Below are 25,970 nucleotides of genomic sequence, written 5' to 3' on the forward strand. Positions count from 1 at the left end.
GTCCTCAGGTCTACGCCCTGGAGAGGGCCGGTGTCGGCGACTCCGGCGAAACGGTGGTCGGCTGTCCGGCCAGCGCGGGCGCCCAGACGAGCAGGGCGAGCGGGTAGAGCAGGTAGCCGAAGCGGGTGGTGGGCATCAGCAGGATCGCCGCCAGCAGGCCGTATCCGCAGATCAGCGCGGTGGCGGTGGCGGTGCCGGGCGGGTGGCGCAGCAGTCGGACGGCGATCGCCACGCCGGCGGCGACGAGCAGGGTCGCGGCGATGACCCGGCCGCCGGGCAGCCCGCTCGCGATCAGGTGCCCGGGGAAGGGGGACTGGGCGGGGCTGGTCACCAGCCCGTGGCCGAGCGGGAACCGCAGCACGTTCTCCACCAGCGCGTCCCGGTCGACCAGTACCGCCGGCACCAGGGCTAGCACCGGCAGGCCGAGCGCGCCGACGGCGACCCGGAGCCCGGCCCGCCGGGTGGCGCCCCAGAAGATCAGGACCAGGGCGACCGGCCAGGCGAAGAGCTTCAACGCGCCGGCGAGCCCGACCGCCACGCCGGCCGCGCCGGGCCGGCCGGCGGCCGCGCACGCCAGCGCCAGCAGGCAGAGCGCGAGTACGGGCAGGTCGTCGCCGCCGGTGGCGAGGGTGAGGGCGCAGATCGGCAGCACGGTCGCGGCCTGTACGCCGCGCAGCACCGCCGCCGGGTGGGGGCGGCCGGCCGAGGGGCGGCCGGCGGCGCGCAGCGCGACCACCGCGACGGCCAGCGCCAGCGCGGTGACCAGCGCGAACCACACCCGGGAGTCGGTCCACCAGGCGTCCACGCCGGCCCGGGGCAGCCCGAACAGCGCCATCCCCGGCTGGTACGGCGTGTAGCCGAGCAGCCGTTCGTCGGCGGGGAGCGCGGCGATCACGTCGGGCCCCAGGTAGGGGGTGCCCTGCTCGGCGAGCCGGATGCCGGCGTGCTCGACGACCACCACCTCCTCCTGCGCCCGGTCGGTACGCCCCGACGCCCGCTGGATGCTCTGGATCACCAGCGGCAGCAGGGCCGTGGTAGCCCAGGCCAGGGCGGTGACCGCCGAGCGCGTCGGCACCCCGGCCAGCCCAGGGCGGCGGCCTCGGAGCAGGAGTTGGCCGACGACCAGCAGCGCGGCGATCAGGTAGCCGACGGCGGCGACGCTCCCCCAGGCCCGGTGCGGTGCCAGGGTGGAGGTGGCGGCGGTGCTCGCGGCGAACGCGGCGGCGACCGCGTAGAGGCCGAGGTCGAGGGCGAGGCCGCCGGCGGTGGAGTCCAGGGCGCGCCAGGTGCGGGAGGCGGCGGTCACGCCGGCAAGTGTGGCAGACCCGTCGGGCGGCTCCGGCCGGGCTGGCGGCGGCCGGGGGCGAGGCGGATGACCGCGCCGGTGTCGTGCAGCGGCGGGACCAGGGTGCCGGGCCGGCCGCCCGAGCCGCGTTGCAGGGCGGCGAGGAGACTGCCGGACGGCAGCGGACGGGCGAAGAGGTGGCCCTGGCCCGCGGCGCAGCCCAGCTCCCAGAGCGCCCGGCGCTGCGGCTCGCTCTCCACTCCCTCGGCGACCACGGTGAGGTCGAGGCTGCGGCCGAGGTCGAGGGTCGAGCGGATGACCGCTGCGGCCTCCGCCGAGCCCTCCATCGCGGTGACGAAGCTGCGGTCGATCTTCAGCTCGTGCACCGGGATGCGGGAGAGCAGGGAGAGCGAGGAGTAGCCGGTGCCGAAGTCGTCCAGCGCCAGCCGGACGCCGGAGTCGCGCAGCCGGCTGAGCACCCGGTCGACCACGTCGAGCTGGCTCAGTGTCAGCGTCTCGGTCAGCTCCAGGACCAGTCGGTCGGGCGGGAGCTCGTGGGCGCGCAGCCGGGCCAGCACCGCGCCGGGGAACCGGGCGTCGAGCAGGCTGCGTGGGGAGACGTTGACCGAGACCGGCAGGTCGAAGCCGGCCGCCCGCCAGCTCACGGCGGCGAGCAGCGCCTGGTCGAGGATCGCCTCGGCGAACGCGGGGAGCAGGCCGGAGCGTTCCACCGCCTCCAGGAAGCGCAGTGGGTCGATCATGCCGTGGGTCGGGTGGTGCCAGCGGGCCAGCGCCTCCGCGCCGGTGACCTCGCCGCTGGCCAGGTCCACGATGGGCTGGAAGTTGACGGTGAACTCGTGGTCGGCCACCGCCCGGGGCAGCTCGCCGCCGAGGGTGAGCCGGCCGAGGTCGGCGGTGTCGCGGGTCGGCGAGTACGTGGAGACCCGCTGACCGGCCCGCTTGGCCTGGTACATCGCCACGTCGGCGCGGCGCAGCAGCTCCGGCATGCCCCCGCTGGCCGGTGCCACGGCGATGCCCCCGCTGGCCTCGACGCTGATCCGCATGCCGTCCACGTCCAACGGCTGGTGCAGGGTGCCGATCAGCGCCTCCGCCCGGTGCGCGGCGACCGCCGGGGCGGGCAGTCCGCGCAGCAGTACGGCGAACTCGTCACCGCCGAGGCGGGCCACCAGGTCCTCGGTCTGCGCGGCGGCGCGCAACCGGTCGGCGACCTGCATCAGCACCTGGTCGCCGGCGGCGTGGCCGAGGGTGTCGTTGACCTCCTTGAAGTGGTTGAGGTCGATCAGCACCAGCGCGGTCACCCCCTCGGCGTACCGGGTGCTGAGCTGCTCGGTGCCGCGCTCCATCAGCTGCCGCCGGTTGGCCAGGCCGGTCAGCGCGTCGTGGGTGGCGGCGTGCGCGTGTTCGGCGGCCACCCGGGCCAGTTCGGCGTACGCCTGGGCGTTGCGGACCGCGGTGCAGAGCGCCGACGCGAAGGTACGCAGCGTGTACTGCTCCCGCTCGGAGAGCTGGACCGGTCCCCGGAAGCGCAGCCGCAGCACCCCGACGTCGGCGGTGCCGTCGTGCCCCTCCAGCCGGACCGGCAGCACGGAACCGTCGACCGTGCTGGGCTCGCCGGCCGGTCCGTCGTACCCGATGGTGCCGACGGCGCCGCGGACCGTGCGGCCGCCGTCGCGCAGCTCGATCTCCACCTCGTCGGCGGAGAAGAGCTCGCCGGCCTGGGTGACCGCGGTGGTGAGGACCTTGTCCAGGTCGACGACGTTGAGCGCGTCGGTGGTCCGGGCGAGGCGCTGCCAGGCCTGCTGCTCGGTGCGGGCCTTGACCCGGTTGGAGTAGAGCAGGTGGAGGCTGAGGACCAGCGGCGGCACCGCCAGCAGGAGTCGGTTGTCGCCCCGGAGGATGACCAGGGTGACGGCGATCAGGACGAAGCGGGCCAGTGCGCTCGTCAGGCGCAGCCCGAGGTCGTCCCGGAAGAGCCGGCGGACCTGGGTGCCGGTGGCCAGTGCGATGACCGGCAGGGTGAGCACCTCGTCGAGGACCACCGCGACGGCGTAGGCGACGCCGACCATGCCGATGGCGTGCCGCAGGTCGGCCGTCTCCGACCAGCCCAGCACGTGCAGGGTGACGCCGGCGCCGGCGGCCAGCAGGGTGCTCTTCGCGACACCGAACGCCGTCTTCAACGGCGACGGCTTCATCGACAGCAGCGCGGTCGCCACGCCGACTCCGGTGGTCAGCACCACCAGCGGCGCCGGTGCGACCGCCAGGCCGAGGACGATGGCGGTCTCACTCCAGGAGATCGCGTGCACCGTCGCGCGGATGCGGATCCGCCAGTTGATCCGCACGCCCAGGGCGGCCATGAAGACCAGGGTGAGCGACAGCGTGAGGTGGTCACGGGAGAGATCGAGGTGGACCAGCTGGCGCAGGGAGAAGGCCACCGCGACGGCGGCCACCACGCAGACGAGGCCGGCGTGCAGCGTCAGCTGCCGCTCGGCCTCCGTCTTGCTTTCGCCCGGTCGTGCCACCGCATCCTCGACTGCCACTCGGTTTCGCTGAGCAGAGGCCAAGGCTACGTGCGGTCATCCCGTCGCCACAATCGTCTACAGCCACTCGTGTGCGGACATCGCCCTGATCCCTTCACTGGTCGTCACCCCGACCCCCGGTCGGTGTCTCGGACCAGCCCAGCCTAAGTGCGGTTAGGCCATTTTTGCAGGGATAAATGTAACTATGGGCAATAGATGAGAATTGGGCGTGAAGTCGTGACGTTCCGTTTCCTCGCGGAGACTGACCGCTGCGTGGCTATCGCTTCTTGTTAACGCTAGATAATGGTGGATCCGCAACGGTTTCGTCATCGGGCGTGGGGCCCTACTTCCGGTACCCCGAGGTGGCGCACGCCTCACACCGAAGCGGGAGGCGGCCGAGGGCCGACGGAGTGTAGTCGTATCGAAACTCTCGCGTACGTGATGGCTGAGCATTCGTCGTGATTCGCGTTCTGTAAGTTGCGCCTTTCTCGGACGTGCCCGCCTGCCCGCTGCTGCGGAATGCGTCGAACTCCCTTTGCGTCGGGCGCTTGCGAACCTGAACCGCTTAGTCACGATCAGGGAAATCGCTGATGAACAGCGGGTCGTGAATCGGGGGACGGGTTCGGTCCCTTCGCGTCGCGTGCGTTGCTCCCGGTCGGGCCCACGTCCCGGTCGTACCCGCCGGATAGGCTGCGGTCGTGACCGATCCCGCGCAGCTCACCCACGTCGACCCGGCGGGCGCGGCCCGCATGGTCGACGTCTCCGCCAAGCCGGTCACCGGCCGGCTCGCCGTGGCCGCCGGCCGGTTGCGCACCACCGCCGAGGTGGTCGACCTGCTGCGCCGCGACGGCCTGCCCAAGGGCGACGCGCTGGCGGTCGGTCGGCTCGCCGGCATCATGGGCGCCAAGCGCACCCCCGACCTGATCCCGCTCTGCCATCCGATCGCGCTGCACGGCGTGACGGTCGACCTGCGGCTCACCGGGGACACCGTCGAGATCACCGCCACAGCGCGGACCGCCGACCGGACGGGCGTGGAGATGGAGGCGCTGACCGCCGTGGCCGTGGCCGGGCTGGCCCTGGTCGACATGGTCAAGGCGGTCGACCCGGCCGCCTCCGTCGACGCGGTGCGGGTGCTCCGCAAGGAGGGCGGCAAGACCGGCGAGTGGGTCCGCCCGGAGGATCGGCCGTGATCCGGGCCCGGGTCGTGGTGGCCTCCAACCGCGCCGCCGCCGGCGTCTACGCCGACACCAGCGGCCCCCTGCTCGTCGCGGGCCTGCGTGAGCTGGGCTGTGCCGTCGACGAGCCGGTGGTGGTCCCCGATGGCGAGCCGGTGGGCGAGGCGTTGCGCAGCGCCCTGGCCGACGGGATCGACGTGGTGCTGACCAGCGGCGGCACCGGGGTCACCCCCACCGACCGGACGCCCGACGTGACCCGGGCGCTGCTCGACTACGAGATCCCCGGCATCGCCGAGGCGATCCGGGCGCACAGCCGCGACCGGGTCCCCACCTCCGCGCTGTCGAGAGGGCTGGCCGGGGTGGCCGGCCGGATGCTCGTGGTCAACCTGCCCGGGTCGACCGGCGGCGCGCGGGACGGCCTCGCCGTGCTCGGCCCGATCCTCGGCCACACCGTCGAGCAGCTGCGCGGCGGCGACCACTGACGCCCGGTCCGGCGTCCACGGCGATAGGCTCGCCCCGTGAGCGCGCGGACGTGACGCGCGCACCGCAGTCGGTGAAGGGAGGCCCCCGGTGAGCACGGAAATCGCCGCCGCCGCGGCACAGGTGGCGGCGCCGCCGCCGGCCGGTTGGGAGGAGGCCCGCTCCCGGGTGTACGCGGTGGGCCTCGCCGCCGCGCTCCCCGCGGTCCGGCGACCGCTGGCCGACGCCGACGGGCACACCCTCGTCGAGCCGCTGACCACGCGGACCGACCTGCCGGCCTTCCCGACCTCGAGCGTCGACGGCTGGGCGGTGCGCGGCGAGGGCCCCTGGGACGTGGTCGGGCGGGTGCTGGCCGGCAACACCCCGCCCCCGCTGACCGCCGACGGCACCACCGTCGAGATCGCCACCGGCGCGATGGTCCCCGAGGGCGCCACCGCCGTGCTCCGGATCGAGGAGTCGAGCCGTACCGCCGACGGACGGGTGGACGGCACGCCCCGGCCCCACCCGGAGTGGCGGGAGCCGGGCGAGGAGGCGTACGCGGGTGAGGAACTGCTCCCCGCCGGCACCCCGGTCGACCCGGCGCTGATCGGGCTGGCCGCCTCCTGCGGCCACGACCAGCTGGCGGTGCGCCGGCAGCCCCGGGCCGCGCTGCTGGTCTTCGGCGACGAACTGCTGACCGCCGGCCCGCCCGGCGCCGGCCGGGTACGCGACGCGCTCGGCCCGGCCGTGCCGGCCTGGCTGCGCCGGTACGGCTGCCAGGTGCGCTCCTCCGACGTTGTCGGCCCGGTGGCGGACACCCTCCCCGCCCACGTGGCGGCGCTGCGGTCCGCGCTGACCAACGCCGACCTGGTCTGCACCACCGGCGGGACGATGCACGGTCCGGTCGACCACCTGCATCCCACCCTGGAGGCGCTCGGCGCGGACTACGTGGTCAACACCGTGGCGGTCCGGCCCGGCTTCCCGATGCTGCTGGCCCGGCTCGCCGGCGCCGACGGCCGGGTCCGCTTCGTCGCCGGGCTGCCGGGCAACCCGCAGTCCGCGATCGTCGCCCTGGTCTCGCTGGTCGCGCCGCTGCTGGCCGGGCTGACCGGCCGACCGATGCCGGTGCTGCCGCACGCCACGCTCGCCGAGCCGGTGCCCGGTCGGGGCGACTACACGCATCTGGCTCTGGTCCGGCTGGACCGGGCCGCCGGCACCGCCCACCCGCTGCGCCACGTCGGCTCGGCGATGCTGCGCGGGCTGGCCGGCGCCGACGGGTTCGCGGTGATCCGTCCGGGCACCACCGGCGAGGCCGGGGCGCGGGTGCCGGTCGTACCGCTGCCGCTGCTGCCCGGGGAGCGCTCGTGGTGACCGCCGACCCGACCGTCGCCGTCCTCGCGGTCACCGACCAGCCGCTCGACCTCGCCGCGCACGAGGCCGCGGTCGCCGACCGGCGGGCCGGCGCGGTGGTCTCCTTCCAGGGCGTGGTCCGCGACCACGACCACGGCCGGCGGGTCACCCTGCTGGAGTACGAGGGCCACCCGAGCGCCGCGGACGTGCTGCGCGAGGTCGCCGCCGAGATCGCCGCCGAGCCCGAGGTGTACGCGGTGGCGGTGTCGCACCGGGTCGGCCGGCTGGAGATCGGTGACGTGGCACTGGTGGCCGCGGTCAGCACCGCGCACCGCGCCGCGGCCTTCGAGGCCTGCGCCCGCCTGGTCGACGAGGTCAAGGCGCGCCTGCCGATCTGGAAACGGCAGGTCTTCACCGACGGCACCGAGGAATGGGTCAACTGCCCCTGACGCCCCTCCCCGTGCTCCCGTGCAGTTACCGAGAAAGAGTGGCCATTCCACGTGGAATGGCCACTCTTTCTCGGTAGGTGCGGGGCAGGGTCAGCGGCGGGCGGTGGTGGTGGCGCGGGAGAGGCGGTCGGTGTAGAAGGCCGGCTCGGCGCCGGGGCGCCAGGGCAGCGCGGCGACCAGCACGATCAGCGCCAGCGCGAGGGAGTTCTCCATCAGCGCGCCGAAGAGCCCGTCCTGGTAGTGCGACACCTCGGGGAGTTGGTGCTCGTACGGCCAGATGGGCGAGACGAGGAAGAGCAGGTAGAGCCCCACCGCCGCGACGGCGTGCCGCAGGCCGGTCAGCGTCGGGTACCAGATCGGCGGACGCAGCCCGTTCACCCCCGGCGGCCCCCCGTACGACGACGCCTGGCCGGCGCGCGCCGCCAGGCCCCGGCTCGCCTCGTGACGGCGTACGGCGGCGTCGGCGAGCACGACGATCGCCGGGATGACCCAGACCAGGTGGTGCGTCCAGGAGATCGGGCTGATCACGTTGGCGGTCAGCCCGACCAGGGTGAACGCGGTCAACTCGTCGCCGTCGGCCCGGGCGGTGGCGGCGCGGGAGAGCCCCACCGCCAGGATCAGCACCGCGAACGACAGCCAGAGCAGGCCGGGCGTCTCGATCGAGTCGTACAGCCGGGCGAGCAGGCCGGCCAGCGACTGGTTGGGGGTCATGTCGGCGGCACCGACCCGCTCGGTCTGCCAGAGCACGCCGCCGAAGTAGGCCCGCGACTCCGTACCGACCAGCGCGTAGGTCCCCAGCGTCACGCCGATGGTGGTGCCGACGGCGGTGGCCGCCGTCCGCCACTGCCGGGTGATCACCAGGTAGACGATGAAGAGCGCCGGGGTCAGCTTCACGGCGGTGGCCAGGCCGATGCCCATGCCGGCCCACGCCCCGCTGTAGAGGAAGCGCACGAACGGGCCGTCGGTCGGACGGCCGTGGGTGCCTCGCCGGGACCGCCAGCGCAGCCCGATCAGGTCGGCCATGATCAGCCCGAAGAGCAGCACGTTGACCTGGCCGTACCCGAGGGTCTCCCGGACCGGTTCGATGGCGACGGACATCGACGTCGCGATGCCCACGGTGAACCAGAGCGGCCAGCCGAGGCGGTCCACGATCGGGCGCAGCAGCGCGGCCAGCACGAGCGCGAGGGCGGCGATGCTGCCCGCCGCGTTGATCCAGCCCGCCGCCTCGACCGGCAGTCGCGCCATCGGCAGCATCATCAGCGCGGCGAAGGGCGGGTAGGTGAAGCCGAGGGTGGTGGTCGGCGCAATGAACTCGTACAGCTCGTGACCGCTCGCCCACCACACCACCGCGCCGTGGTAGATCTTCATGTCGAAGAAGTTGTACGGCCGCCCGAAAGCACCGATGGCGAGCCATGCGGCATAGGCGACGGCGGCCACGATGCCGGTCCGTACGACTGTCCTACGATCGATCCCACGCGTTGCGCGACGGACTGGGGCGAGGCGGTCCAGCCGTCTACCGACGATCGCCGGCATGGCGTGGCCACCCCCGTACCAAGGTCGTCCTACCCGTCCAGGTCCGGTACGGAGCCTAGAACGGCGCCTCACGTTGATGCCTCCCGCGTTATGCGACCGTGTCCGATCCCACACATGTTTTTGACATTTCCACCGCGTTAACGGCAGTCGGGTGGTTCAGGTAATTCGCGGCCTTGCGGGGGGGTGATGGCCGTATTGACGCAGGTCAGCCCGGAAGTCGCCGGGCCGTGGAGGCGGAGAGGGCGGCGATCCGCGCTTCCCGACGGGCGGTACGAACCGCACGGGTCACGGAACGTCGAGAGTGATCGATGCGATGACCGGCGCGCCAGCGCAGACCCGGCTTTCCCTCGGTGTCGGCGGCGGCGAGCAGCAGGCCGCCGAAGAGCCCGAGGTTCTTCAGGAAGTGGACCTGGTTGTTGTTGCGCGCCGCCGGGTCGTCGTTCTTCCAGAAGGGATGTCCGGCGATGGTGACCGGCACCAACGTGCCGGCGAGCACGAGCGCGGCCGGCCGGGTGAACCTCCCGGTGGCCAGCATCAGGCCGGCGGCGAGCTGCACCGCCGAATTGGCGCGAACCAGTGTGGTGGTGTCGGTGGGAAGCCGCGGCGCGACGTTCGAGATCAACGGAGCGACCCGGTCGGTGATCGGCTGGGCGGCCGGCACGAGGCGCTCGGGGTGCTGGAAGTTGCGGACCCCGCTGATCACGAAGATGCCGCTCAACATGACGCGGGCGAGGGAGCGCACGGGTTTCATGGATCAGTCATACCCCGTCCGGGCGGCCGCTACCCCGGCAACGGCCGATCCGGGACCTTCCGACATGGACGTGACGCCACGCCGATTCGAGCGACCGTCGCTGATGGACGTGCTCCGACCGGTAACGTCGCGCGGGTGACGACCCTGCGGCTGCGCCCCGAGGACCCGGCGGACATCGGTCCGGTCCGCATGGTGCTGGCCGCCGCCTTCGCCCGCCCGGACGCGGCGGTCCCCGGCGAGGTGGCGCTCGTCGACGAGTTGCGCGACAGCGACGCGTGGATTCCGGAGCTGGCCATGGTGGCCGAGTACGGCGGCGAGGTGGTCGGCTACGCCCTGCTCAGCCGGGTCTTCGTACAGTCAGACGACGTTCGCGCCCCGGCGTTGGCACTCGGGCCGGTCGCGGTGGCCCCGCACCGGCAGCGGGTCGGGCACGGCACGGCGGCGGTGCAGGCCGGGCTGGACGCCGCGACCGAGCTGGGTGAGCGCCTGGTGGTGGTGCTCGGTGATCCGGCGTACTACCGCCGCTTCGGGTTCGTCCGGGCGGACCGGATGGGGCTGACCAGCCCGTGGTCCGGTCTGGGGGAGCCGTGGCAGGCACTGGCGCTGCCGCCGAGCACCAGCGGCGAGGGACCACCGCCGCGCGGTGAGGTGGTGTTCCCGGCCCCCTGGTCCCGCGTCTGACCGCCACCGGCGCGCCGTCGAGGTGACTGGTGCGCCGGGTGCGCCGCGGGTGCGCCGCGGGTGCGGTCGGAGAAGCCGGCGCGGTCAGGCCGGTTGGGTGCGCAGGTACCGGCCGAAGTGCGGGACGGTGAAGGCGACCGTGCCCCGCTCGCCGGAATAGATCAGGCCCTTCTTGATCAGCGCGTCCCGGGCCGGGGAGAGGCTCGCCGGCTTGCGTCCGAGCGCCCGGGCGATCTCCGCGGTCGGCACGGCCGCGTCCATGTCGTCCCGGCCGCCGCCGTCGGCCTCCCCTTCCACCAGGGACAGCGTCGCCATCGCGCGCATGTACTCGCGCTCGGCGGGGGTGGCCCGCTCGAACCGGGAGCCGAAGAAGCCGACCGCCAGTTCGGCCTCCGCCTCGGGGGCGGCCACCCGGACGTCCGCCGCGGTGATCGGCGAGCGGGGCGCGTGGTCCCAGGTCGCCTTCCCGTACGCCTGGACGAAGTAGGGATAGCCGCCGGACTTCTCGTAGAGCAGGTCGAGGGCCTTCTGCTCGTACTCGACCTGCTCCCGCTCGGCGGGCGCGCAGAGCGCCTGGTCGGCGGCGATCCGGTCGAGCCGGTCGATGCGCTGGTAGCGGAACAGCCGTTCGGAGTAGGACTTGGCCGCGCTGAGGACGGCCGGCAGGTGCGGCAGGCCGGCGCCCACCACGATCAGCGGCGCGCCGAGCTGGGACAGCTCGTGGCAGGCGGCGCAGAGCGCCGAGACGTCCTCCGGGCCGAGATCCTGCATCTCGTCGATGAAGACGGCGATCCCGGTGCCCACGTCGGCGGCCACTCCGGCCGCGTCGCTGAGCAGTTCGACCAGGTCGATCTCGATGTCGCCGGAGTCGGCTCGGCCGCTGCTCGCCGGCACGTCGATGCCGGGCTGCCAGCGGTCGCGCAGCTTGGGGGCGGCGGCACCGCGCCCGGCGGGCGCGGAGCGCTGGGCGAACGCCTTGAGCACGCCGAGGAAGGCGTCGATCCGGTCCGGGGCGCGGTGCCGGGGAGCCAGCTCGCGGACGGCCATGTGCAGCGCGGCGGCCACCGGCCGGCGCAGTGACTGGTCCGGCCGGGCCTCGATCTTGCCGGTGCCCCAGAGATGGTTGATCGCCTGCGAGCGGAGGGTGTTGAGCAGCACCGTCTTGCCGACGCCCCGCAGCCCGGTGAGCATCAAGCTGCGCTCGGGGCGGCCCCGGGCGATGCGTTCCAGGACCACGTCGAAGACGTCCAGCTCCCGCCCCCGGCCGGCGAGCTCGGGCGGGCGCTGGCCGGCGCCGGGGGCGTACGGGTTGCGGACCGGATCCACGCATCGCAGAGTATCGGGCCGTCTAGCCGGGGGACTAGAGATGCATAGACGGCGCTACCGGCGTGTCTGCGGGCCTCGACAGCAATCTTGCCCTGTCTAGCGTCCATGCTAGACAGGGAAAGATTGGCCTACTAGGAGTGTTTCCCCAGGCAGAGCACGTAGTCGAAGAGGTCGACCGGGTTGTCGTGCACGTAGTTGGCCGTCGACCTCGGCGAGAGGGTCCGGCACCGCTGCCCGTCCGTGGTCTCCGGGATCCGCAGCAGCACCTCGAACGTGTCCGGGCCGCAGGGCACCTCGCGCAACTCGGCGTCCTCGTCCGTGCCGTCGTTGACCACGCAGTCGCCCACCGCCACGTCGATCCCCTCGGTCGGGTCGGGCTCGGCGGTGCTCGGGTCGGTGCCCGGCTCCTCCGTCGCCGCCGCCGACGGTTCGGCCGACGTGACCACCGTCGGCGACGCGTCGTCAGCGCTGGTCGCCCGCCACACCGCGAAGCCGGTCAGCCCGAGGCAGGGACAGAGCAGCAGGACCGCGACCAGCCCGATGATCAGGGCGATCCGGCCGCCGTTCCGGCGGGGCGTGGGCGGCAGCGCGTACCCCGGGGGTGGTGGCGCGTGGAACTGCGGGATGGGTCCGGCCGGCGGGAACGGCCCGGGCGGGGGGTACCCACCGCCCGGGGCGGGTGGTGGCGGTCCGACGGAGTCGGCGGTGGGTCGCTGGTAGGGGTCGTCCGGCTGGCCGGGTGGTCCGAAGGATGCCATGTCTTCCCCAGGGGTGGGATCAGCGCTGCTTCAGGCAGAGGACGAAGTCGAGGGTGTCCAGTTCGCTGTCGAAGAAGTACCAGTTGGTGTAGCCGGTGACCTTGGCGCACTTGGCCTCGGCGTCCCGCTCACCGCTGGTCTCCCCGTCGAAACGCCGCAGCACCTCGTACGTCTTCGGGGCGCAGTCGCTGATCAGCAGCTTGGGCTTGCCGCCCGCCGGGCCCTCGTTGCGCACGCACTGCCCCGCCTTCACGAACCGGGGATCGGCGGACGAGGCCGGCGCGGGGGTGGTCGGCGCCGGCTCGCCCGGCCCGGGCAGCGCCGCGCTGGGCGCCGCCGACGCGGTGGACGCGCCGTTCGACGCCGGTTCGTCGTCCCGGCCGGCCAGGTACCAGAGCGTGGCGGCGCCGCCGAGGACGAGCACCGCCAGCATGGCCAGCACCGCGATCAGCGGACCCCGGCCCCGTTTCGGCCGCGGCGGCGTCGGGTCGCCGAGGTAGGCGGTCGGGCCGGCCGACCGGTACGGCTCGGTGGGCGGGTGGACCTCGGTGGCCGCCCACCCCGGCTGGTGGGCCTGCGACTCGCCCCATGCGGGCGGGCCGTGCGGATCCGGTGCGGCGCCGTACGCGTCCTCCGGGCGTCGCCCGCCCCACGGCTCCGGGGCGCCGCCACCCGGTGGCCCGTAGTTCGCCATGCACGCCTCCTGCGTACTCGGTGCTGAGAGGCCGGACACCCGTACGGGACACCGACGCCGAGGTCACCGTAGCGTGGTCCACCGATGAGCTCATCTCCCGCGAGTGCGACACCCGTCCGGCCCGGCCTGATCTGGACGGCGCTGCTGCTGGTCTACGTCCTGTGGGGCTCCACCTATCTCGGCATCCGGATCGCCGTGGAGTCCATGCCGCCGCTCGCCTCGGCCGCCCTCCGGTTCGCCGCCGCCGGGCTGGTGCTCGCCGTGGTCCTGCGGGTGCGACGCGGCCCGGGGGCGTTGCGGGTCGACCGCCGTCAGCTCGCCTCCGCCGCCCTGGTCGGGGTGCTGCTGCTGGCCGGCGGCAACGGTCTGGTGGTGCTCGCCGAGGCGGGTCCGCCCGGGGTGGCCGTGCCGTCGGGCATCGCCGCGCTGCTGGTGGCCACCGTCCCGCTGCTGGTGGTGCTGCTGCGCACCGCCACCGGTGACCGGCCGCGCGGCTGGACCTTCGCCGGGGTGACGCTCGGCTTCCTCGGCCTGGTGCTGCTGGTGCTGCCGACCGGTGGCACGGGCGCGGTGCCGCTGGCCGGCGCGCTCACCGTGGTCGCCGGAGCCACCTCCTGGTCGGTCGGCTCGTTCCTGTCCAATCGGCTGGCCATGCCCGGCGACCCGTTCGTCGCCACCGTGTACGAGATGTTCGCCGGCGGGGCGGCGCTCGCCGTGCTCGCCCTGGCCCGGGGCGAGCTGCGCGACTTCTCGCCGGGCGAGGTGACGGGCCGGTCCTGGGCGGCGCTGGCCTACCTGATGGTGGCCGGCTCGCTGGTGGCCTTCACCGCGTACGTCTGGTTGCTGCACCACGCGCCCATCTCACTGGTCGCCACGTACGCCTACGTCAACCCGGCCGTCGCGGTCGGGCTCGGCGCGCTGCTGGTCGCCGAGCCGATCACCGCGCAGGTGCTGCTGGGCGGTGCGGTGATCGTGGCCGGCGTGGCACTGGTGGTGAGCACCGAGCGACCCCGGCGGCCGGCGGCGGAGCCCACCGACGGGGCAGCCGCGGAACCGGCGCACCGGTAACGTCCCGGCCCGTGTTCGTCGGGCTGCTGACCGCCGCCGCGCTCTGCGGCGGCCTCGTCGGCGCGGCGGCGCCGACGTTCGCCCGCCGGTTCACCACGGACCGGTCCGCCACCGCTCGGTGGGCGGTCGGCTGGGCGGTCGTCGGGGCGGTGGTGTTCGCCGGGCTGGCCGCCGCGCTCGGGCCGGACCCGGCCCTGCCGGCGTACCTGCTGGTGGCGGCCTTCGGTGTGGTGCTGGCGGCGGTCGACCTGGCCTGCCTGCGGCTGCCCGATCCGCTGGTCGGCGCGGCCGCCCTCGGCGGCGTCGCCGGCCTCGGGGTGGCCGCGCTCGCCGCCGGCACGCCGGGCCGCCTGGCGGTCGCCCTCGCCGGGGCCGCGCTCTCCTTCTCCGGGTACGTCCTGCTGGCGCTGCTGCCCGGCGCCCGGCTCGGTTTCGGCGACGTCAAGCTCGCCGCCGCCCTCGGCCTGCCGCTCGGCTGGCTGGGCTGGCCGACCCTGGGCTACGGGTTGCTCCTGCCGCACCTGCTCAACGGCGTGCTGGTGCTGGCCCTGCTGGTCGCCCGCCGGGTACGCCGGGACACCGCCCTGCCGTTCGGTCCGGCGCTGCTCGCCGGGGCCTGGCTGGCCGTGCTCCTCGCCTGACCCGGCCGGCCCTGCTGCTCGCCGGCTCCTGCTGCGCAGGCCCGTCCCGTTCTGCGCGTGATACCTGACAGGTATCAAGATGACTCTGAGATATCACGCTCGTCGGGGTGTCCGCCCGGGTGCGGGCCGTCCATGGGCGCGACGAGCCGCGGGACGGTACCGGCCAGCCGGGTCAGATCAGGCGGAGCTGGCGGTCCTTCGGTCGGCGGGGCTCGGTCTCGCCGAAGCGCTCGAAGAGCCCGGCGTCGATCACGTCGAGGAACGGCGACGGCCGGCAGTCCCGCTCCGACCCGTGCCGGACCCGGCGGGCGGCGTGGCTGACGTAGAGCCGGTCCTGGGCGCGGGTCAGCCCGACGAAGAAGAGCCGCCGCTCCTCGGCGACCGCGTCGTCGTCCGGCTCGGTGCCGGGCCAGCGCAGTGGCAGCAGCCCGTCCTCGGCGCCGACCAGGAAGACCACCGGGAACTCCAGTCCCTTGGCGGCGTGCAGGGTGAGCAGGGTGACCGCCTCGGCGCGCGGGTCGAGCGCATCCACCTCCGCGCCGGTGGCGAGCTGGGACAGGAACAGCCCGAGGTCGTCGCCGCAGCGGCGGGCCAGCGGGGTGAGCAGGTCGACCGCCGTGCGGACGTCCTCGGGGCGTACCGCGGCGGCGCCGTCCAGCGTCGGCACGGCGAAGCGCTCCGCCAGCACCTGGCCGGCGAGCCGGACGCGGGCCGCCAATGAGCCGTCCAGCCCGTCGGCGTGCCGCAGCTCCCGGGCGATGGCGGTCACCCCGGGTCGGTCCCGCAGTCGGTCGTGCGAGCGCTTCTGCACCGGGATGTTCGCCCGGGCGAGGGCGTCCACGATCGGGGCGGCCTGCGAGTCGGTGCGGTAGAGCACCGCGATGTCGGAGAAGGAGAGCGTGGTGGGCCGGCCGTCGATCCGGCCCGAGTCCAGCGACCGGTGGGAAAGGCCGCCGACCAGCTCGTCGATGGTGCGTACCACGAAATCGGCCTCGTCGGCGACGGAGGCCGCCGGGTAGCGGCCGACCAGCGGGGCCTCCGGGTCGAGCCGGGCCGGGTCGAGCCGGCGGCCCCGCACCAGCGACGACGGCGCGATGGCCTGCACGGCGGCGGCCAGGATCGGTGCCGACGAGCGGTAGTTGCGGTTCAACCGGACCAGCCGGGCGTCGGTGAAGTCCTGCGAGAAGCGCAGGAAGTAGCCCACGTCCGCGCCCCGGAACGAGTAGATCGCCTGGTCCGGGTCGCCGATCGCGCAGAGGTTGCCGTCGGCGGGGCTGAGCAGGCGCAGCAACTCGTACTGGACCGCGTCGACGTCCTGGTACTCATCGACGAAGATCCACCGCCAGCGCTCGCGGTAGTCGCGCATCAGCTTCTTGTCGGCCTTCAGCAGCGCGACGGGCAGGGTCAGCAGCTCGTCCAGGTCGACCAGGTCCTGCTTGCGCAGCAGCGCGGTGTAGCGGTCCGGGTCGTCGCCGGCCTCGGCGCGGGCGGCCGCCCGGTCGGCGTCGTCGGCGATCCGGAAGTCCGCCGGCAGCCCGGCGGCGGCCGCGTTCTCCCGCAGGATGGTCAGCCCGAGCGAGTGGAACGTGCCGACGGTGACGTCCTCGGCCACCGGGCCGAGCAGCCCGTCCAGCCGGTGCCGCAGCTCCTCGGCGGCCCGCCGGGTGAAGGTGATCGCCAGGCACTGCTCGGGGAAGACGTTCAGCTCCGCGCAGAGGTACGCGATCCGGTGGGTCAGTGTCCGGGTCTTGCCGGTACCGGGGCCGGCCACGATCAGCAGTGGGCCACCGGGCGCGGACGCGGCCACCCGCTGCATCGCGTCCAGCCGGTCGAGCAGGCCGGTGCCGACCTCCTCCATGCCGGCGAGCATCGGTTCGAACGGCTCGTGCGGCGAGGGCGCCGGCGCGATCGGCGGGGGAGGCGGCGGCGCGGCCTTCCGCTTCGGCTCGGCCTTCGGCGCCGCCGGGCGACGGACCTTCGCCGCCGGCTCCGCGGGCCGTCGCTGCGCCGGCACGGGTACGTCGAAGAGCGTCTCCGCCTGCGCCCCCGTCGCCTTCGCGCCCAGCTCGGCGGGGTCGAAGAGGGTGATCACGCCGTACTCGCCGTCGTAGCCCGGCACCCGGCGGACATCGCCGCGGCGCAGCCGGCCGATGCCCTCGGCCAGCAGCTCGCCGCCGACCCGCCCGATCTCGTCCAGCGGGGTACGGGTGAGGATCTCCAGCTCGGGGCCGAGCGCGGCGACCAGCTCGTGGAGTTTCCCCTCGACCCTCTTGCTCCGCGCACCCACCTTGTTGATCTCGCCGAGGATCTCGGCCAGCGGCACCAGGTGGGTGACCTCGCGGGCGTGGGCGGGGCGGTGCCCCGCCGGCCGGTCGGCCAGCTCCTCGACCCGGCTCAGCACGCCGACGGTCAGCGGCTTGCCACACTCCGGGCAGCGTCCACCGGCCTGCCGGGTCCGCTCGGGCGACCAGTTGACGCCGCAGAGCCGGTGCCCGTCCGCGTGGTACTTCCCCTCCTCCGGGAAGAACTCGATCGTCCCGGCCAGCCCGTCGCCGGTGCGCAGCGCCTCGCGGATCGCGAAGTAGTCGCGATTGGCGGAGAAGACAGTCGCCTCCCGGGCCAGTGCCGGCGGGGAGTGCGCGTCGGAGTTGGAGACGAGCTGGTAGCCGTCCAGGCTGCCGACCCGCCAGTTCATCTCCGGGTCGGAGGAGAGGCCGGTCTCCACCGCGAAGACGTGCTCGGCCAGGTCGGCGTAGCAGTCGGCGATCGCGTCGAAGCCGGACTTCGAGCCGAGGGCGGAGAACCAGGGCGTCCAGATGTGCGCCGGGACCAGGTAGCCGTCGGCGCTGGCCTCCAGAGTGATCTCCAGCAGGTCCCGGGAGTCCAGGCCGAGGATCGGCCGGCCGTCCGAGCCGAGGTTGCCGATCCGGCCCAGCGCCGTGTTGAACCGCGCCACCGCGTCCAGGTCGGGCAGGTAGATCAGGTGGTGGACCTTGCGGGTCCGGTCGTCCCGCTTGTAGATCGTGGAGATCTCCACGCTCAGCATGAACCGGACCGGGTCGGTCTCCGCCTCGCTGGCCAGCCAGGGCGGGAGCCGGCGGGCGATGTCCCGCTCCGCCTCCGGGGCGAGCCGGTAGAGCCCGGGCTCGGCCGGGTGCAGCGTCTCGCGCAGGTGGTCGTACCAGGCGGGGTGGGTGAAGTCCCCGGTGCCGAGCACGCCGATGCCCTTGCGCCGGGCCCACCAGCCGAGGTTGGGCAGGGTGAGATCGCGGCTGCACGCGCGCGAGTACTTCGAGTGGATGTGCAGGTCCGCGACGAACGGCGGGACGCCACCGGGGGGTGCGGCGCTGAACGGAGGCACGCCGCATCCTGTCACGGCCGGCCCATCACCCGCCCGCCGCCACGCGTACGCGTGACGTGAGCAATCCGGTGCTGGACTCCGCCCCCCGGTCGCGCTAGGGGGCGCGCAGCTCCACCAGGGTGATCTGCGGCGCGGCGCCGACCCGCACCGGCGGGCCCCAGAAGCCGGCGCCGTTGGTGACGTACACCTTGGTGCCGTCCACCTCGCCGAGCCCGGAGACGACCGGCTGCTGGAGCTTGACGGCCAGGTTGAACGGCACGATCTGGCCGCCGTGGGTGTGCCCGGAGAGCTGGAGGTCGACGCCGAACTTCGCCGCCTCGTGCGCGGCGACCGGCTGGTGGGCCAGCAGCACCACCGGGCGGCTCGGGTCGCGGTCGCCGAGCGCGGCCGCGTAGTCGGCGGGCGCGGCCAGGCCGGTGCCGGCGGCGGTCACGTCGTTGACGCCGGCCAGGTCCAGCACACCGCCCCGGGCGCGGATCTCCTGCCGCTGGTTCTGCAGCACCCGCAGGCCGAGCCGGTCCACCTCGTGGACCCACTCCTCGACGCCGGAGTAGTACTCGTGGTTGCCGGTGACGAAGAAGTTGCCGTAGCGGGAGCGCAGGCCGCGCAGCGGCGCCGCGGCCTCGCCCAGCTCGGCGACCGAGCCGTCGACCAGGTCCCCGACGACCGCGACGAGGTCGGCGTCGAGGCGGTTGATCGCGGCGACGATCCGCTCGGTGTGCTCCCGTCCGCGCAGCGGGCCGAGGTGGATGTCGGAGACGGTGGCGATCCGCAGGCCGTCCATGCTGCGCGGCAGCTTCGCCAGCGGGATGCGGACCCGGTCCAGCTCGGGCGGGCCCGTCGCCACCCGGACGCCGTAGCCCGTGACGCCGGCCGCGGTGAGCCCGGCGAAGATCGCCGCGCCCCGGGCCAGCAGCAGCCGGCGCGAGGCGTCGTGGTCGGGCTGGTCCACGGCGTCGACGGCCGGCGGGTCGGCGGTGCCGGCCGCCCCGACCAGCACCGGCTCCGGCGCGGCGGCGGTCGACTCGGCGACCACCGACCGGCGGCGCAGCACCAGCCGGGTGACCGCCATCGGCACTTCCAGCACCAGCAGCAGGACCAGCAGGTAGAACATCACCGCCAGCCATAGGTAGCCCGGCCAGGCCAGCCAGAACGCCCCGACCGCCCGGGTGCCGGCCATCGTCGCCGGTACGAGCAGCGCCAGCAGCAGCGCGGCGACGGCGCCGATCCGCCGCCCCCGCCCGGGACGGGTGGTGTCCTTGACCAGCCGCTTCCACAGGTAGAAGTGGATCAGGCCGATGATCAGGGCCAGGGTGGCCAGGAACGCCAGAGTCGCCAACATGCCAGCCCTTTCTCAGCCGCCCGCGAAGGGGGGCAGCACGTCGATCGTGACCCCGGCCGGCAACGGTGTTCCACGATCATGGCAGCGCATCCCGTCGACCAGGAAACTCGCCACCTCCAGCACGGCGGCCAGCCCCGGCCCGTGCCGCTCGGCGAGTTCACCGACCAGTTCGTCCAGCGACCGGCCGGCGGATGCGGTCTCCTCGGTGCGGCCGGCGGCGGCGCGGGCCCCGGCGAAGTAGCGGACGGTGAGGTCCACGGCTCAGCCTCCGATCGCGGACATCGGCCGGGCCGGTTGCAGGAAGGTGGGGTCGTCGATGCCGTGCCCGGCGCGCTTGCCCCGCATCGCCACCTGCCAGCGGCGGGCCAGCTCAGCGTCGTCCGCCCCGGCGCGCAGCGCGCCGCGCAGGTCGGACTCCTCGGTGGCGAAGAGGCAGGCCCGGATCTGGCCGTCGGCGGTGAGCCGGGTCCGGTCGCAGTCGCCGCAGAACGGCCGGGTGACGCTGGCGATCACCCCGACCCGGGCCGGTCCGCCGCCCACCAGCCAGGTCTCGGCGGGCGCCGCGCCCCGCTCGGCCGGGTCGGGCGTCAGGGCGAACGCGCCGGCCAGCGAGGCCAGGATCTCGTCGGCGGTGACCATGGTGGCCCGGTCCCAGCCGTGCTGGGCGTCCAGCGGCATCTGCTCGATGAACCGCAGCTCGTAGCCGTGGTCGAGGGCGAACCGCAGCAGCGCCGGGGCCTCGTCGTCGTTGACGCCCCGCATCAGCACCGAGTTGACCTTCACCGGGGTGAGCCCGGCGGCGGCGGCGCCGGCCAGCCCGGCGAGCACGTCGGCCAGCCGGTCCCGCCGGGTCAGCCGGCTGAACCGGTCGCGGTCCAGGGTGTCGAGCGACACGTTCACCCGGTCCAGCCCGGCCGCGCGCAGCGTGGGGGCGAGCCGGTCCAGGCCGATGCCGTTGGTGGTGAGGGAGATCCGGGGGCGGGGGGTCAGCGCGGCCACCTCGGCGACGATGCCGGCCAGCCCCGGCCGGATCAGCGGCTCGCCGCCGGTGAAGCGGACCTCGGTCACCCCGAGCCGCTCCACGGCGACCCGGACCAACCGGACGATCTCGTCGTCGCCGAGCAACTGCGGCCCGGCCAGCCAGGGCAGACCCTCCGCCGGCATGCAGTACGTGCAGCGCAGGTTGCACTTGTCGGTCAGCGAGACCCGTAGGTCCCGGGCGACGCGGCCGTACCGGTCGACGAGGACGCCCTCGGGGGGCGGGGCGACGGTCACCCGTCGACCGTAGCGCGGCCGGTCGCGCCCAGCGTCGCTCGGGCGGCCCGGGTGACCGCATCCCGGTACGCCGCGCCGAAGGCGGCGGTGTGCACCAGCAGCAGGTGGAGCTGGTGCAGCGGCAGTCGTTCCCGCCAGCCGTCGGCCAGCGGCCACTCCTCCTGGTAGGCGCCGATGATCCGGTCGAGGTGCGGCGCGCCGCCGAAGAGGGCCAGTTGGGCCAGGTCGGTCTCCCGGTGCCCGCCGTGTGCGGCCGGGTCGACCAGCCAGGCCCGGTCGTCCGCGCCCCAGAGCACGTTCCCCGGCCACAGGTCGCCGTGCACCCGGGCCGGCGGCTCGTCGCCGCCGAACTCGCCGATCCGCTCGATCACCTGCTCCACCAACGCGGCGTCCGCGCCACCCAGCGCGCCGCCGTCCACCGACAGCGCCAGGTACGGCAGCAGCCGACGCCGGGCGAACCAGTGCGGCCAGGGGCCCTCGTCGGGGCTGTTGTCCTGCGGCAGCGGGCCGATGAAGCCGGGCCAGTCGGCGCCGAAGGCGGACGCCCCGGCCCGGTGCATCCCGGCCAGCTCCCGGCCGAACCGTTCGGCCGCCTCCGGGGACGGCTCGCCCGGCTCCACCCAGTCCAGCGCCAGCAGCTCCGGCAGGGCCACCACCACCTCCGGTACGGCCAACGTGCCCGCCGCGCGCAGCCAGCGCAGCCCGGCCGCCTCGCTGGCGAAGAAGCCCTCGGGCACCGGTCGGTCGGCCCGCTCCGGCCAGCTCTTGGCGAAGACGGAGTGACCGTCGTCCAGGGTGAGCCGGGAGGCGGCACAGACGCCCCCGCCGGAGACCGGGGTCTCCCGGATCCGCTGGTGGGTGAGGAACGTCGGCAGGTGCTCCGGGTGCGCCCGCAGGTACGCCAGGTCCATCAGCGCAAGGTAGCCGCTCCGTGCCGCAACCGGGGGATTCCGAAGCCTGGCAAATCAATGACCTGCGAGAACACTCTCCGTGTCTGTGGACAACCCGCGTGTCGTCCACAGGGCCTGTCGGCCGCGTCCCCCGGGTCGCAGGCTGCCGGCATGACCGCGACCGACCGCCCCCGGCTCACCGTCCGCTCGCCCGCCGACCTGCTCGCCGCCGTGCCGTACCTGCTCGGCTTCCACCCCGCCGACAGCGTCGTCGTGGTGGCGATGCGCGCCCAGCGGGTCGTCTTCGCCGCCCGCGCCGACCTGCCCGACCGTGGCGCCGACCCCCGGCTGCCCGCCGACCACCTCGGCGGCGTCCTGAGCCGGCAGGACGCCGACGCCGCCACCGTCATCGGGTACGGCCCGGCCGACCGGGTCACCCCGACCGTCGACGCGGTACGCGCCGCCCTGACCACGGCCGGCCTGACCGTGCTCGACGCGATGCGGGTGACCGACGGCCGGTACTGGTCGTACCTGTGCGCGGAGGCGGCCTGCTGCCCGCCCGACGGCACCCCGTACGACCCGGACAGCAGCGAGGTCAGCGCCGCCGCGGTCTACGCCGGTCAGGTGGCGCTGCCCGACCGGGCCGCCCTCACCGCCCAGGTGGCCGCCGCCGACGGGCCGGACCGGGCGGCGATGCGGCAGGCCGGCGTCCGGGCCGAGCGGCGGCTGCTCACCCTGTTGACCGAGGCGCCCGCCGCCGACCTGCTCGGCGGTCGCTCGATCCGGGCGGCCGGCGTCGCCGCCCTCCGGGACGCCCGGCGGGCGCACCGCCGGGGCGAGCGGCTCACCGACGACGAGGTGGCCTGGCTCAGCCTGCTCCTGACCCACCTCCCGGTGCGCGACCACGCCTGGGAACGCACCGACGGGCGGGAGGAGGACATCGACCTCTGGGGTGACGTGCTGCGCCGCGCCGAGGAGGAGCTGATCGCGGCACCGGCGAGCCTGCTGGCCTTCGCCGCCTGGCGAGCCGGCCAGGGCGCGCTGGCCGCGGTCGCCTTGGAACGGGCGCTGGCCGTCCACCCCGACTACTCCCTGGCCCAGCTTCTCGACGACCTGCTCCGCCGCGGCGTACCCCCGGCCGAGCTGGACGGCTGGCCGGCCGTCGGAGAGCCGGGCGTGGTCCGGCGGCGTCCCCGCCGGCGACGACACGTCCGGCGTGATCTCGGATGAGGGTCGTGCGGGAACTGCTGCCGACGTCGCGTCCGGCGGGGCGTCGGCGGGCGGGTCAGTCGACCAGCACCCGGTGGCCGCCGGCGTAGACGTTCATCGTCCGGCCGCGCAGGAAGCCGACCAGCGTCATCCCGGCCTCCTCCGCCAGGTCGGCGCCGAGCGAGCTGGGCGCGGAGACGGCCGCGAGCAGTGGTACGCCGGCCATCCACGCCTTCTGGGTCAGCTCGAAGCTGGCCCGACCGGAGACCAGCAGCAGGTGCCCGGCCAGCGGGAGGCGACGCTCCCGCACCGCCCAGCCGACCACCTTGTCCACCGCGTTGTGCCGGCCGACGTCCTCCCGCAGCACCACCGGCTCGCCCTCGGCGGTGAACAGCCCCGCCGCGTGCAGGCCGCCGGTGCGGTCGAAGGCCCGTTGGGCCGCGCGCAACCGGTCCGGCAGGGCGGCGAGCACGTCGGCCCGGACGGTGAGCGGATCGTCCACCACCGGGTACGGCGACCGGGTCCGCACCGCCTCGATGCTGGCCTTGCCGCAGACCCCGCACGAGCTGGTGGTGTAGAAGTTCCGCGACGGGTCGGCGGTGGGCTCGGGCACGCCCGGGGCGAGCACCACGTCCACCACGTTGTAGGTGTTCGGGGTCTCCGCCCCGGCGCAGAGCTGGGCGGTGAGCACGTCCTCGGTCGACCGGATCAGCCCCTCGGTGAGCAGGAAGCCGATCGCCAGGTCGATGTCGTCGCCGGGGGTACGCATGGTGACCGCGAGCGGCCGGCGTCGACCGGGACCGGCCGGGCCGACCCGGATCTCCAGCGGCTCCTCCACCGAGAGGGTGTCCGGCCGGCGTAGCGGGACGCGTCCGTCGGCCACCGCGTCGAGGTCGATGCGGAGCACACTCCGCCGGTCAGTCGCCCGTCCCATCCCGCCATCCTCCCCCGCCCGCCCGGCGACCCGCACCACGACGGCGGCCGGCGTGCGGGCCCGCCGATCCCGCGACGTCGGTGCCGGAGGGCAGCCGCTCGGCGGCCCGGACGACGACGCCGGCCGGGCGGACGGGTCGGCGCGAGGCTACGGTGGCCGGGTGACGGCGTACGCGGCGGTGGTGCTCGCGGGCGGTGCGGCGCGCCGGATGGGCGGGCGGGACAAGCCGGCGCTGCCGGTCGGTGGCACGCCGATGCGGGAGCGGGTGCTGGCGGCCGTCGCCGACGCGGCCCCGCGGATCCTGGTCGGGCCGGCCGACGCGGTCCCCGGCGACGTGCTGGTGACCCGCGAACGACCACCGGGCGGCGGGCCGGTGGCGGCGACCGCGGCCGGGCTCGCCCTGCTGCCTCCCGACACGACCACCGTCGCCCTGCTCGCCGCCGACCTGCCGCTGCTCACCCGGGAGGCGGTCGGCGTGCTGCTGCGCGCGCTGCACCCGGAGCCCGACGCGGCGTCGCCGGGCGGTCCCGTCGCCGACGGGCCGGACGGGGTCTGCCTCGTCGACGACCGGGGCCGGCGGCAGCCGCTGTGCGGTGTGTGGCGGGCCGCGGCGTTGCGGGACGCGCTGGCCCGCCTCGTCGGGTGTCGGGGCGGTACGCCCGACGGCGCCTCGATGCGGGAGTTGCTCGCCGAGCTGAGGGTGCGTGACCTGGCGTGGTCCGGCAGCGGCCCGCCGCCGTGGTTCGACTGCGACACTGACTCCGACGTACGCCGGGCGGAGGAGTGGACGCGATGACGGTGATGGACGACTGGGTCATGGCGGCCTGCGCCGAGCTGGGGCTCGACCCGGCCGAGGTGCCGGTGCCGACGGTGCTCGACCTGGCAAAGGACGTCGCCCACCAGGTGCTGCGGCCGGGGGCGCCGGTGAGCGCGTACCTGCTCGGGGTGGCGGTCGGGCGCGGCGCCGACCCGACGGGCGCCGCCGCGCGGCTGAGCGCCCTGGCCGCGACCTGGCCGGTGGAGCTGGGCGGCGACCGCCCCGACTGAGCCGCACCCGCCGCGTTGTCCGATCCCGGTCGCGGTGGATTCGACACCGGGTGGGCCTGGGTAGGGTGACCTTGACGGACGGAGGCGATCATGACGGCAGACCACCCCTCGAAGCCGACCGGTGATCAGCCCGGCAGCTCGCCGGAGCAGCACGAGTCGGTCCTGCTGGACGAGCCGAGCACGGCCGACCTGCGGGCCAAGGTGACCGAGGCGTGGCGGGAGTTCGCCCGCGCGCTGGCCGAGCGGCTGCGCGCGTTGCCCACCGGGGCGCACGTCGAGCTGACCCTCGACCCGACGGCCTCCGGCACCGGCGACGCCGTCTACTCGATCAGCGTGGACGTGGGCGACGGGGGGCGGGTCTCCGCGCGGGCGGTCGGCAACGCCACCCTGCCCCAGGGCTACCGGCTGGACCGGGCCGCCGTCGCGGACATGATCGCGCTGGGCTGGTCGCCGCCCGGCGTGCTCGAGGGCTCCCGGGACCAGTTCGGCCTGGAGGGCTCGACCGCCGACGCCAGCAAGGTGGCCGCGCTGCTCTCCCGCACCCTGCGCGACGTCTACGGCGCCCCGCACCCGGCCTTCCTCGTCTACCTCGTGCACGACGCCGAGGGGGAGCCGCTGCCGGCCGAACCGCTCGGCACCGCGCGCAGCGAGTTCGGCCCGGACCGCGACGTCGAGGCGGACCTCGACGAGGCGCTGGCCGCCGCCGCGAGCGCGCAGAAGAGCGATGAGGGCGAGGACGTGCTGGCGCTGGGGGAGCGGGTCCGCACCGTCGTGTCGACCATGCTCAAGTCGAAGTCCGACCAGCTCCAGGTCGACTCGGACGGCGACATCAACATCCGCGCCGGCTCGGCGATGGTGTTCGTCCGGGTACGCGACAACCCGCCGCTGGTCGACGTCCTCTCCCCGGTGCTCACCGAGGTGGAGCCGACCGAGCGCCTCTACGTGAAGCTCTCCGAGCTGACCAACCGGATGCCGATCGGCCGGCTCTACTGCGCCGACGACACCGTCTGGGCCTCCATCCCGGTCTTCGGCCGCAACTTCCAGGCCACCCACCTCATGCTCGCCGTGCAGGTGATGACCGGGCTGGCCGACGAGCTGGACGACCGGCTGCACGGGGAGTTCGGCGGCAAGCGGTTCTTCGGCGAGGGCGACAAGCCGAGCCGGCCGGCGGACTCCGAGCACCGGACGGGCATGTACCTCTGATC

General features: G+C 74.7%; 23 protein-coding genes and 1 pseudogene. 11 read left to right on the plus strand and 13 right to left on the minus strand.

The genetic code is table 11. The features are described from left to right. Positions 1 to 10: 10 nt before the first annotated feature. Together GA0074696_RS03195 and GA0074696_RS03200 are read right to left on the minus strand one after the other, a co-directional pair. Positions 11 to 1,306 (minus strand): glycosyltransferase 87 family protein, encoded by a 1,296-nt coding sequence (locus GA0074696_RS03195; protein WP_088959706.1) that lies wholly within the window; start codon positions 1,304 to 1,306, stop codon positions 11 to 13. After that, positions 1,303 to 3,843, minus strand: coding sequence for a putative bifunctional diguanylate cyclase/phosphodiesterase (locus GA0074696_RS03200; protein ID WP_407940537.1), 2,541 nt, complete (start codon positions 3,841 to 3,843; stop codon positions 1,303 to 1,305). The genes GA0074696_RS03195 and GA0074696_RS03200 overlap by 4 nt, the downstream gene beginning before the upstream one ends. 677 nt (positions 3,844 to 4,520) lie before the next feature. Between GA0074696_RS03200 and moaC the strand changes: the two genes are divergently transcribed. The 4 genes from moaC to GA0074696_RS03220 all read left to right on the plus strand — a co-directional run bounded on the left by moaC (position 4,521) and on the right by GA0074696_RS03220 (position 7,255). Beyond that, complete coding sequence (moaC, locus tag GA0074696_RS03205) at positions 4,521 to 5,012, plus strand: cyclic pyranopterin monophosphate synthase MoaC (RefSeq protein WP_088959707.1); 492 nt, start codon at positions 4,521 to 4,523, stop codon at positions 5,010 to 5,012. Further along, positions 5,009 to 5,479 carry a MogA/MoaB family molybdenum cofactor biosynthesis protein gene (locus GA0074696_RS03210; protein WP_088959708.1) on the plus strand — a complete coding sequence of 157 codons (471 nt, stop codon included), beginning with the start codon at positions 5,009 to 5,011 and terminating at the stop codon, positions 5,477 to 5,479. The genes moaC and GA0074696_RS03210 overlap by 4 nt, the downstream gene beginning before the upstream one ends. An 88-nt stretch (positions 5,480 to 5,567) precedes the next feature. Beyond that, complete coding sequence (locus GA0074696_RS03215; RefSeq protein WP_088959709.1) at positions 5,568 to 6,827, plus strand: molybdopterin molybdotransferase MoeA; 1,260 nt, start codon at positions 5,568 to 5,570, stop codon at positions 6,825 to 6,827. Further along, the gene (locus GA0074696_RS03220) at positions 6,824 to 7,255 is read left to right on the plus strand and encodes a molybdenum cofactor biosynthesis protein MoaE (RefSeq protein ID WP_088964329.1); all 432 of its coding nucleotides are present in this window, start codon (positions 6,824 to 6,826) and stop codon (positions 7,253 to 7,255) included. Before GA0074696_RS03215 ends, GA0074696_RS03220 begins: the two co-directional genes overlap by 4 nt. Positions 7,256 to 7,345: 90 nt before the next feature. Here the strand turns inward: GA0074696_RS03220 and GA0074696_RS03225 are convergent, their stop codons facing one another. Together GA0074696_RS03225 and GA0074696_RS03230 are read right to left on the minus strand one after the other, a co-directional pair. After that, positions 7,346 to 8,788 (minus strand): glycosyltransferase 87 family protein, encoded by a 1,443-nt coding sequence (locus GA0074696_RS03225; RefSeq protein ID WP_088959710.1) that lies wholly within the window; start codon positions 8,786 to 8,788, stop codon positions 7,346 to 7,348. A 205-nt stretch (positions 8,789 to 8,993) separates the two neighbouring features. Next, a complete protein-coding gene (locus tag GA0074696_RS03230) occupies positions 8,994 to 9,539 on the minus strand; it encodes a DoxX family protein (protein ID WP_088959711.1) in 546 nt (181 codons plus the stop codon). Positions 9,540 to 9,674: 135 nt separating this feature from the next. On the opposite strand from GA0074696_RS03230, the gene GA0074696_RS03235 reads away from it, so the two are divergent. Continuing rightward, on the plus strand, positions 9,675 to 10,220 hold the full coding sequence (locus GA0074696_RS03235; RefSeq protein WP_088959712.1) for a GNAT family N-acetyltransferase: 546 nt from the start codon (positions 9,675 to 9,677) through the stop codon (positions 10,218 to 10,220). Between the two features lie 84 nt (positions 10,221 to 10,304). Here the strand turns inward: GA0074696_RS03235 and GA0074696_RS03240 are convergent, their stop codons facing one another. The 3 genes and pseudogenes from GA0074696_RS03240 to GA0074696_RS03250 form a co-directional block, all read right to left on the minus strand. Next, entirely contained in the window at positions 10,305 to 11,546 is a 1,242-nt protein-coding gene (locus GA0074696_RS03240) for an ATP-binding protein (protein ID WP_088959713.1), read from the minus strand. A gap of 131 nt (positions 11,547 to 11,677) precedes the next feature. Beyond that, complete coding sequence (locus tag GA0074696_RS03245; RefSeq protein ID WP_088964330.1) at positions 11,678 to 12,094, minus strand: LppU/SCO3897 family protein; 417 nt, start codon at positions 12,092 to 12,094, stop codon at positions 11,678 to 11,680. 229 nt (positions 12,095 to 12,323) lie between these two features. Then, positions 12,324 to 12,812, minus strand: a pseudogene (locus GA0074696_RS03250) (LppU/SCO3897 family protein); the annotation flags it as partial. Between the two features lie 270 nt (positions 12,813 to 13,082). On the opposite strand from GA0074696_RS03250, the gene GA0074696_RS03255 reads away from it, so the two are divergent. Together GA0074696_RS03255 and GA0074696_RS03260 are read left to right on the plus strand one after the other, a co-directional pair. Continuing rightward, on the plus strand, positions 13,083 to 14,066 hold the full coding sequence (locus GA0074696_RS03255) for an EamA family transporter (protein ID WP_172894147.1): 984 nt from the start codon (positions 13,083 to 13,085) through the stop codon (positions 14,064 to 14,066). An 11-nt stretch (positions 14,067 to 14,077) separates the two neighbouring features. Continuing rightward, positions 14,078 to 14,707: a prepilin peptidase gene (locus GA0074696_RS03260; protein WP_088959715.1), complete on the plus strand. Its 630-nt coding sequence runs from the start codon at positions 14,078 to 14,080 to the stop codon at positions 14,705 to 14,707. Positions 14,708 to 14,879: 172 nt separating this feature from the next. Here the strand turns inward: GA0074696_RS03260 and GA0074696_RS03265 are convergent, their stop codons facing one another. From GA0074696_RS03265 to GA0074696_RS03285, 5 genes are all read right to left on the minus strand, one after another. Further along, entirely contained in the window at positions 14,880 to 18,068 is a 3,189-nt protein-coding gene (locus GA0074696_RS03265) for a UvrD-helicase domain-containing protein (RefSeq protein WP_088959716.1), read from the minus strand. A 94-nt stretch (positions 18,069 to 18,162) separates the two neighbouring features. Next, positions 18,163 to 19,410 (minus strand): metallophosphoesterase, encoded by a 1,248-nt coding sequence (locus tag GA0074696_RS03270; RefSeq protein ID WP_088959717.1) that lies wholly within the window; start codon positions 19,408 to 19,410, stop codon positions 18,163 to 18,165. Between the two features lie 12 nt (positions 19,411 to 19,422). Continuing rightward, positions 19,423 to 19,668 carry a MoaD/ThiS family protein gene (locus GA0074696_RS03275; protein WP_088959718.1) on the minus strand — a complete coding sequence of 82 codons (246 nt, stop codon included), beginning with the start codon at positions 19,666 to 19,668 and terminating at the stop codon, positions 19,423 to 19,425. A 3-nt stretch (positions 19,669 to 19,671) separates the two neighbouring features. After that, positions 19,672 to 20,685, minus strand: a complete 1,014-nt coding sequence (gene moaA / locus GA0074696_RS03280) for a GTP 3',8-cyclase MoaA (protein WP_088959719.1) — start codon at positions 20,683 to 20,685, stop codon at positions 19,672 to 19,674. Then, positions 20,682 to 21,596, minus strand: a complete 915-nt coding sequence (locus tag GA0074696_RS03285; protein WP_088959720.1) for a fructosamine kinase family protein — start codon at positions 21,594 to 21,596, stop codon at positions 20,682 to 20,684. Before GA0074696_RS03285 ends, moaA begins: the two co-directional genes overlap by 4 nt. 150 nt (positions 21,597 to 21,746) lie before the next feature. On the opposite strand from GA0074696_RS03285, the gene GA0074696_RS03290 reads away from it, so the two are divergent. Further along, entirely contained in the window at positions 21,747 to 22,805 is a 1,059-nt protein-coding gene (locus GA0074696_RS03290) for a DUF4192 domain-containing protein (RefSeq protein WP_088959721.1), read from the plus strand. Positions 22,806 to 22,860: 55 nt separating this feature from the next. Here the strand turns inward: GA0074696_RS03290 and fdhD are convergent, their stop codons facing one another. Continuing rightward, complete coding sequence (gene fdhD, locus GA0074696_RS03295; RefSeq protein ID WP_088959722.1) at positions 22,861 to 23,718, minus strand: formate dehydrogenase accessory sulfurtransferase FdhD; 858 nt, start codon at positions 23,716 to 23,718, stop codon at positions 22,861 to 22,863. Between fdhD and mobA the strand changes: the two genes are divergently transcribed. The 3 genes from mobA to GA0074696_RS03310 all read left to right on the plus strand — a co-directional run bounded on the left by mobA (position 23,681) and on the right by GA0074696_RS03310 (position 25,968). Continuing rightward, a complete protein-coding gene (gene mobA / locus GA0074696_RS03300) occupies positions 23,681 to 24,514 on the plus strand; it encodes a molybdenum cofactor guanylyltransferase (protein ID WP_088964332.1) in 834 nt (277 codons plus the stop codon). The two genes, fdhD and mobA, sit on opposite strands and share 38 nt — an antisense overlap. Beyond that, positions 24,511 to 24,765 carry a DUF6457 domain-containing protein gene (locus tag GA0074696_RS03305; RefSeq protein WP_088959723.1) on the plus strand — a complete coding sequence of 85 codons (255 nt, stop codon included), beginning with the start codon at positions 24,511 to 24,513 and terminating at the stop codon, positions 24,763 to 24,765. The genes mobA and GA0074696_RS03305 overlap by 4 nt, the downstream gene beginning before the upstream one ends. 90 nt (positions 24,766 to 24,855) lie before the next feature. Further along, positions 24,856 to 25,968 (plus strand): T3SS (YopN, CesT) and YbjN peptide-binding chaperone 1, encoded by a 1,113-nt coding sequence (locus GA0074696_RS03310; RefSeq protein ID WP_088959724.1) that lies wholly within the window; start codon positions 24,856 to 24,858, stop codon positions 25,966 to 25,968. Positions 25,969 to 25,970: the final 2 nt, after the last annotated feature.

This window comes from Micromonospora purpureochromogenes (genome assembly GCF_900091515.1).
Classification (GTDB): domain Bacteria; phylum Actinomycetota; class Actinomycetes; order Mycobacteriales; family Micromonosporaceae; genus Micromonospora; species Micromonospora purpureochromogenes.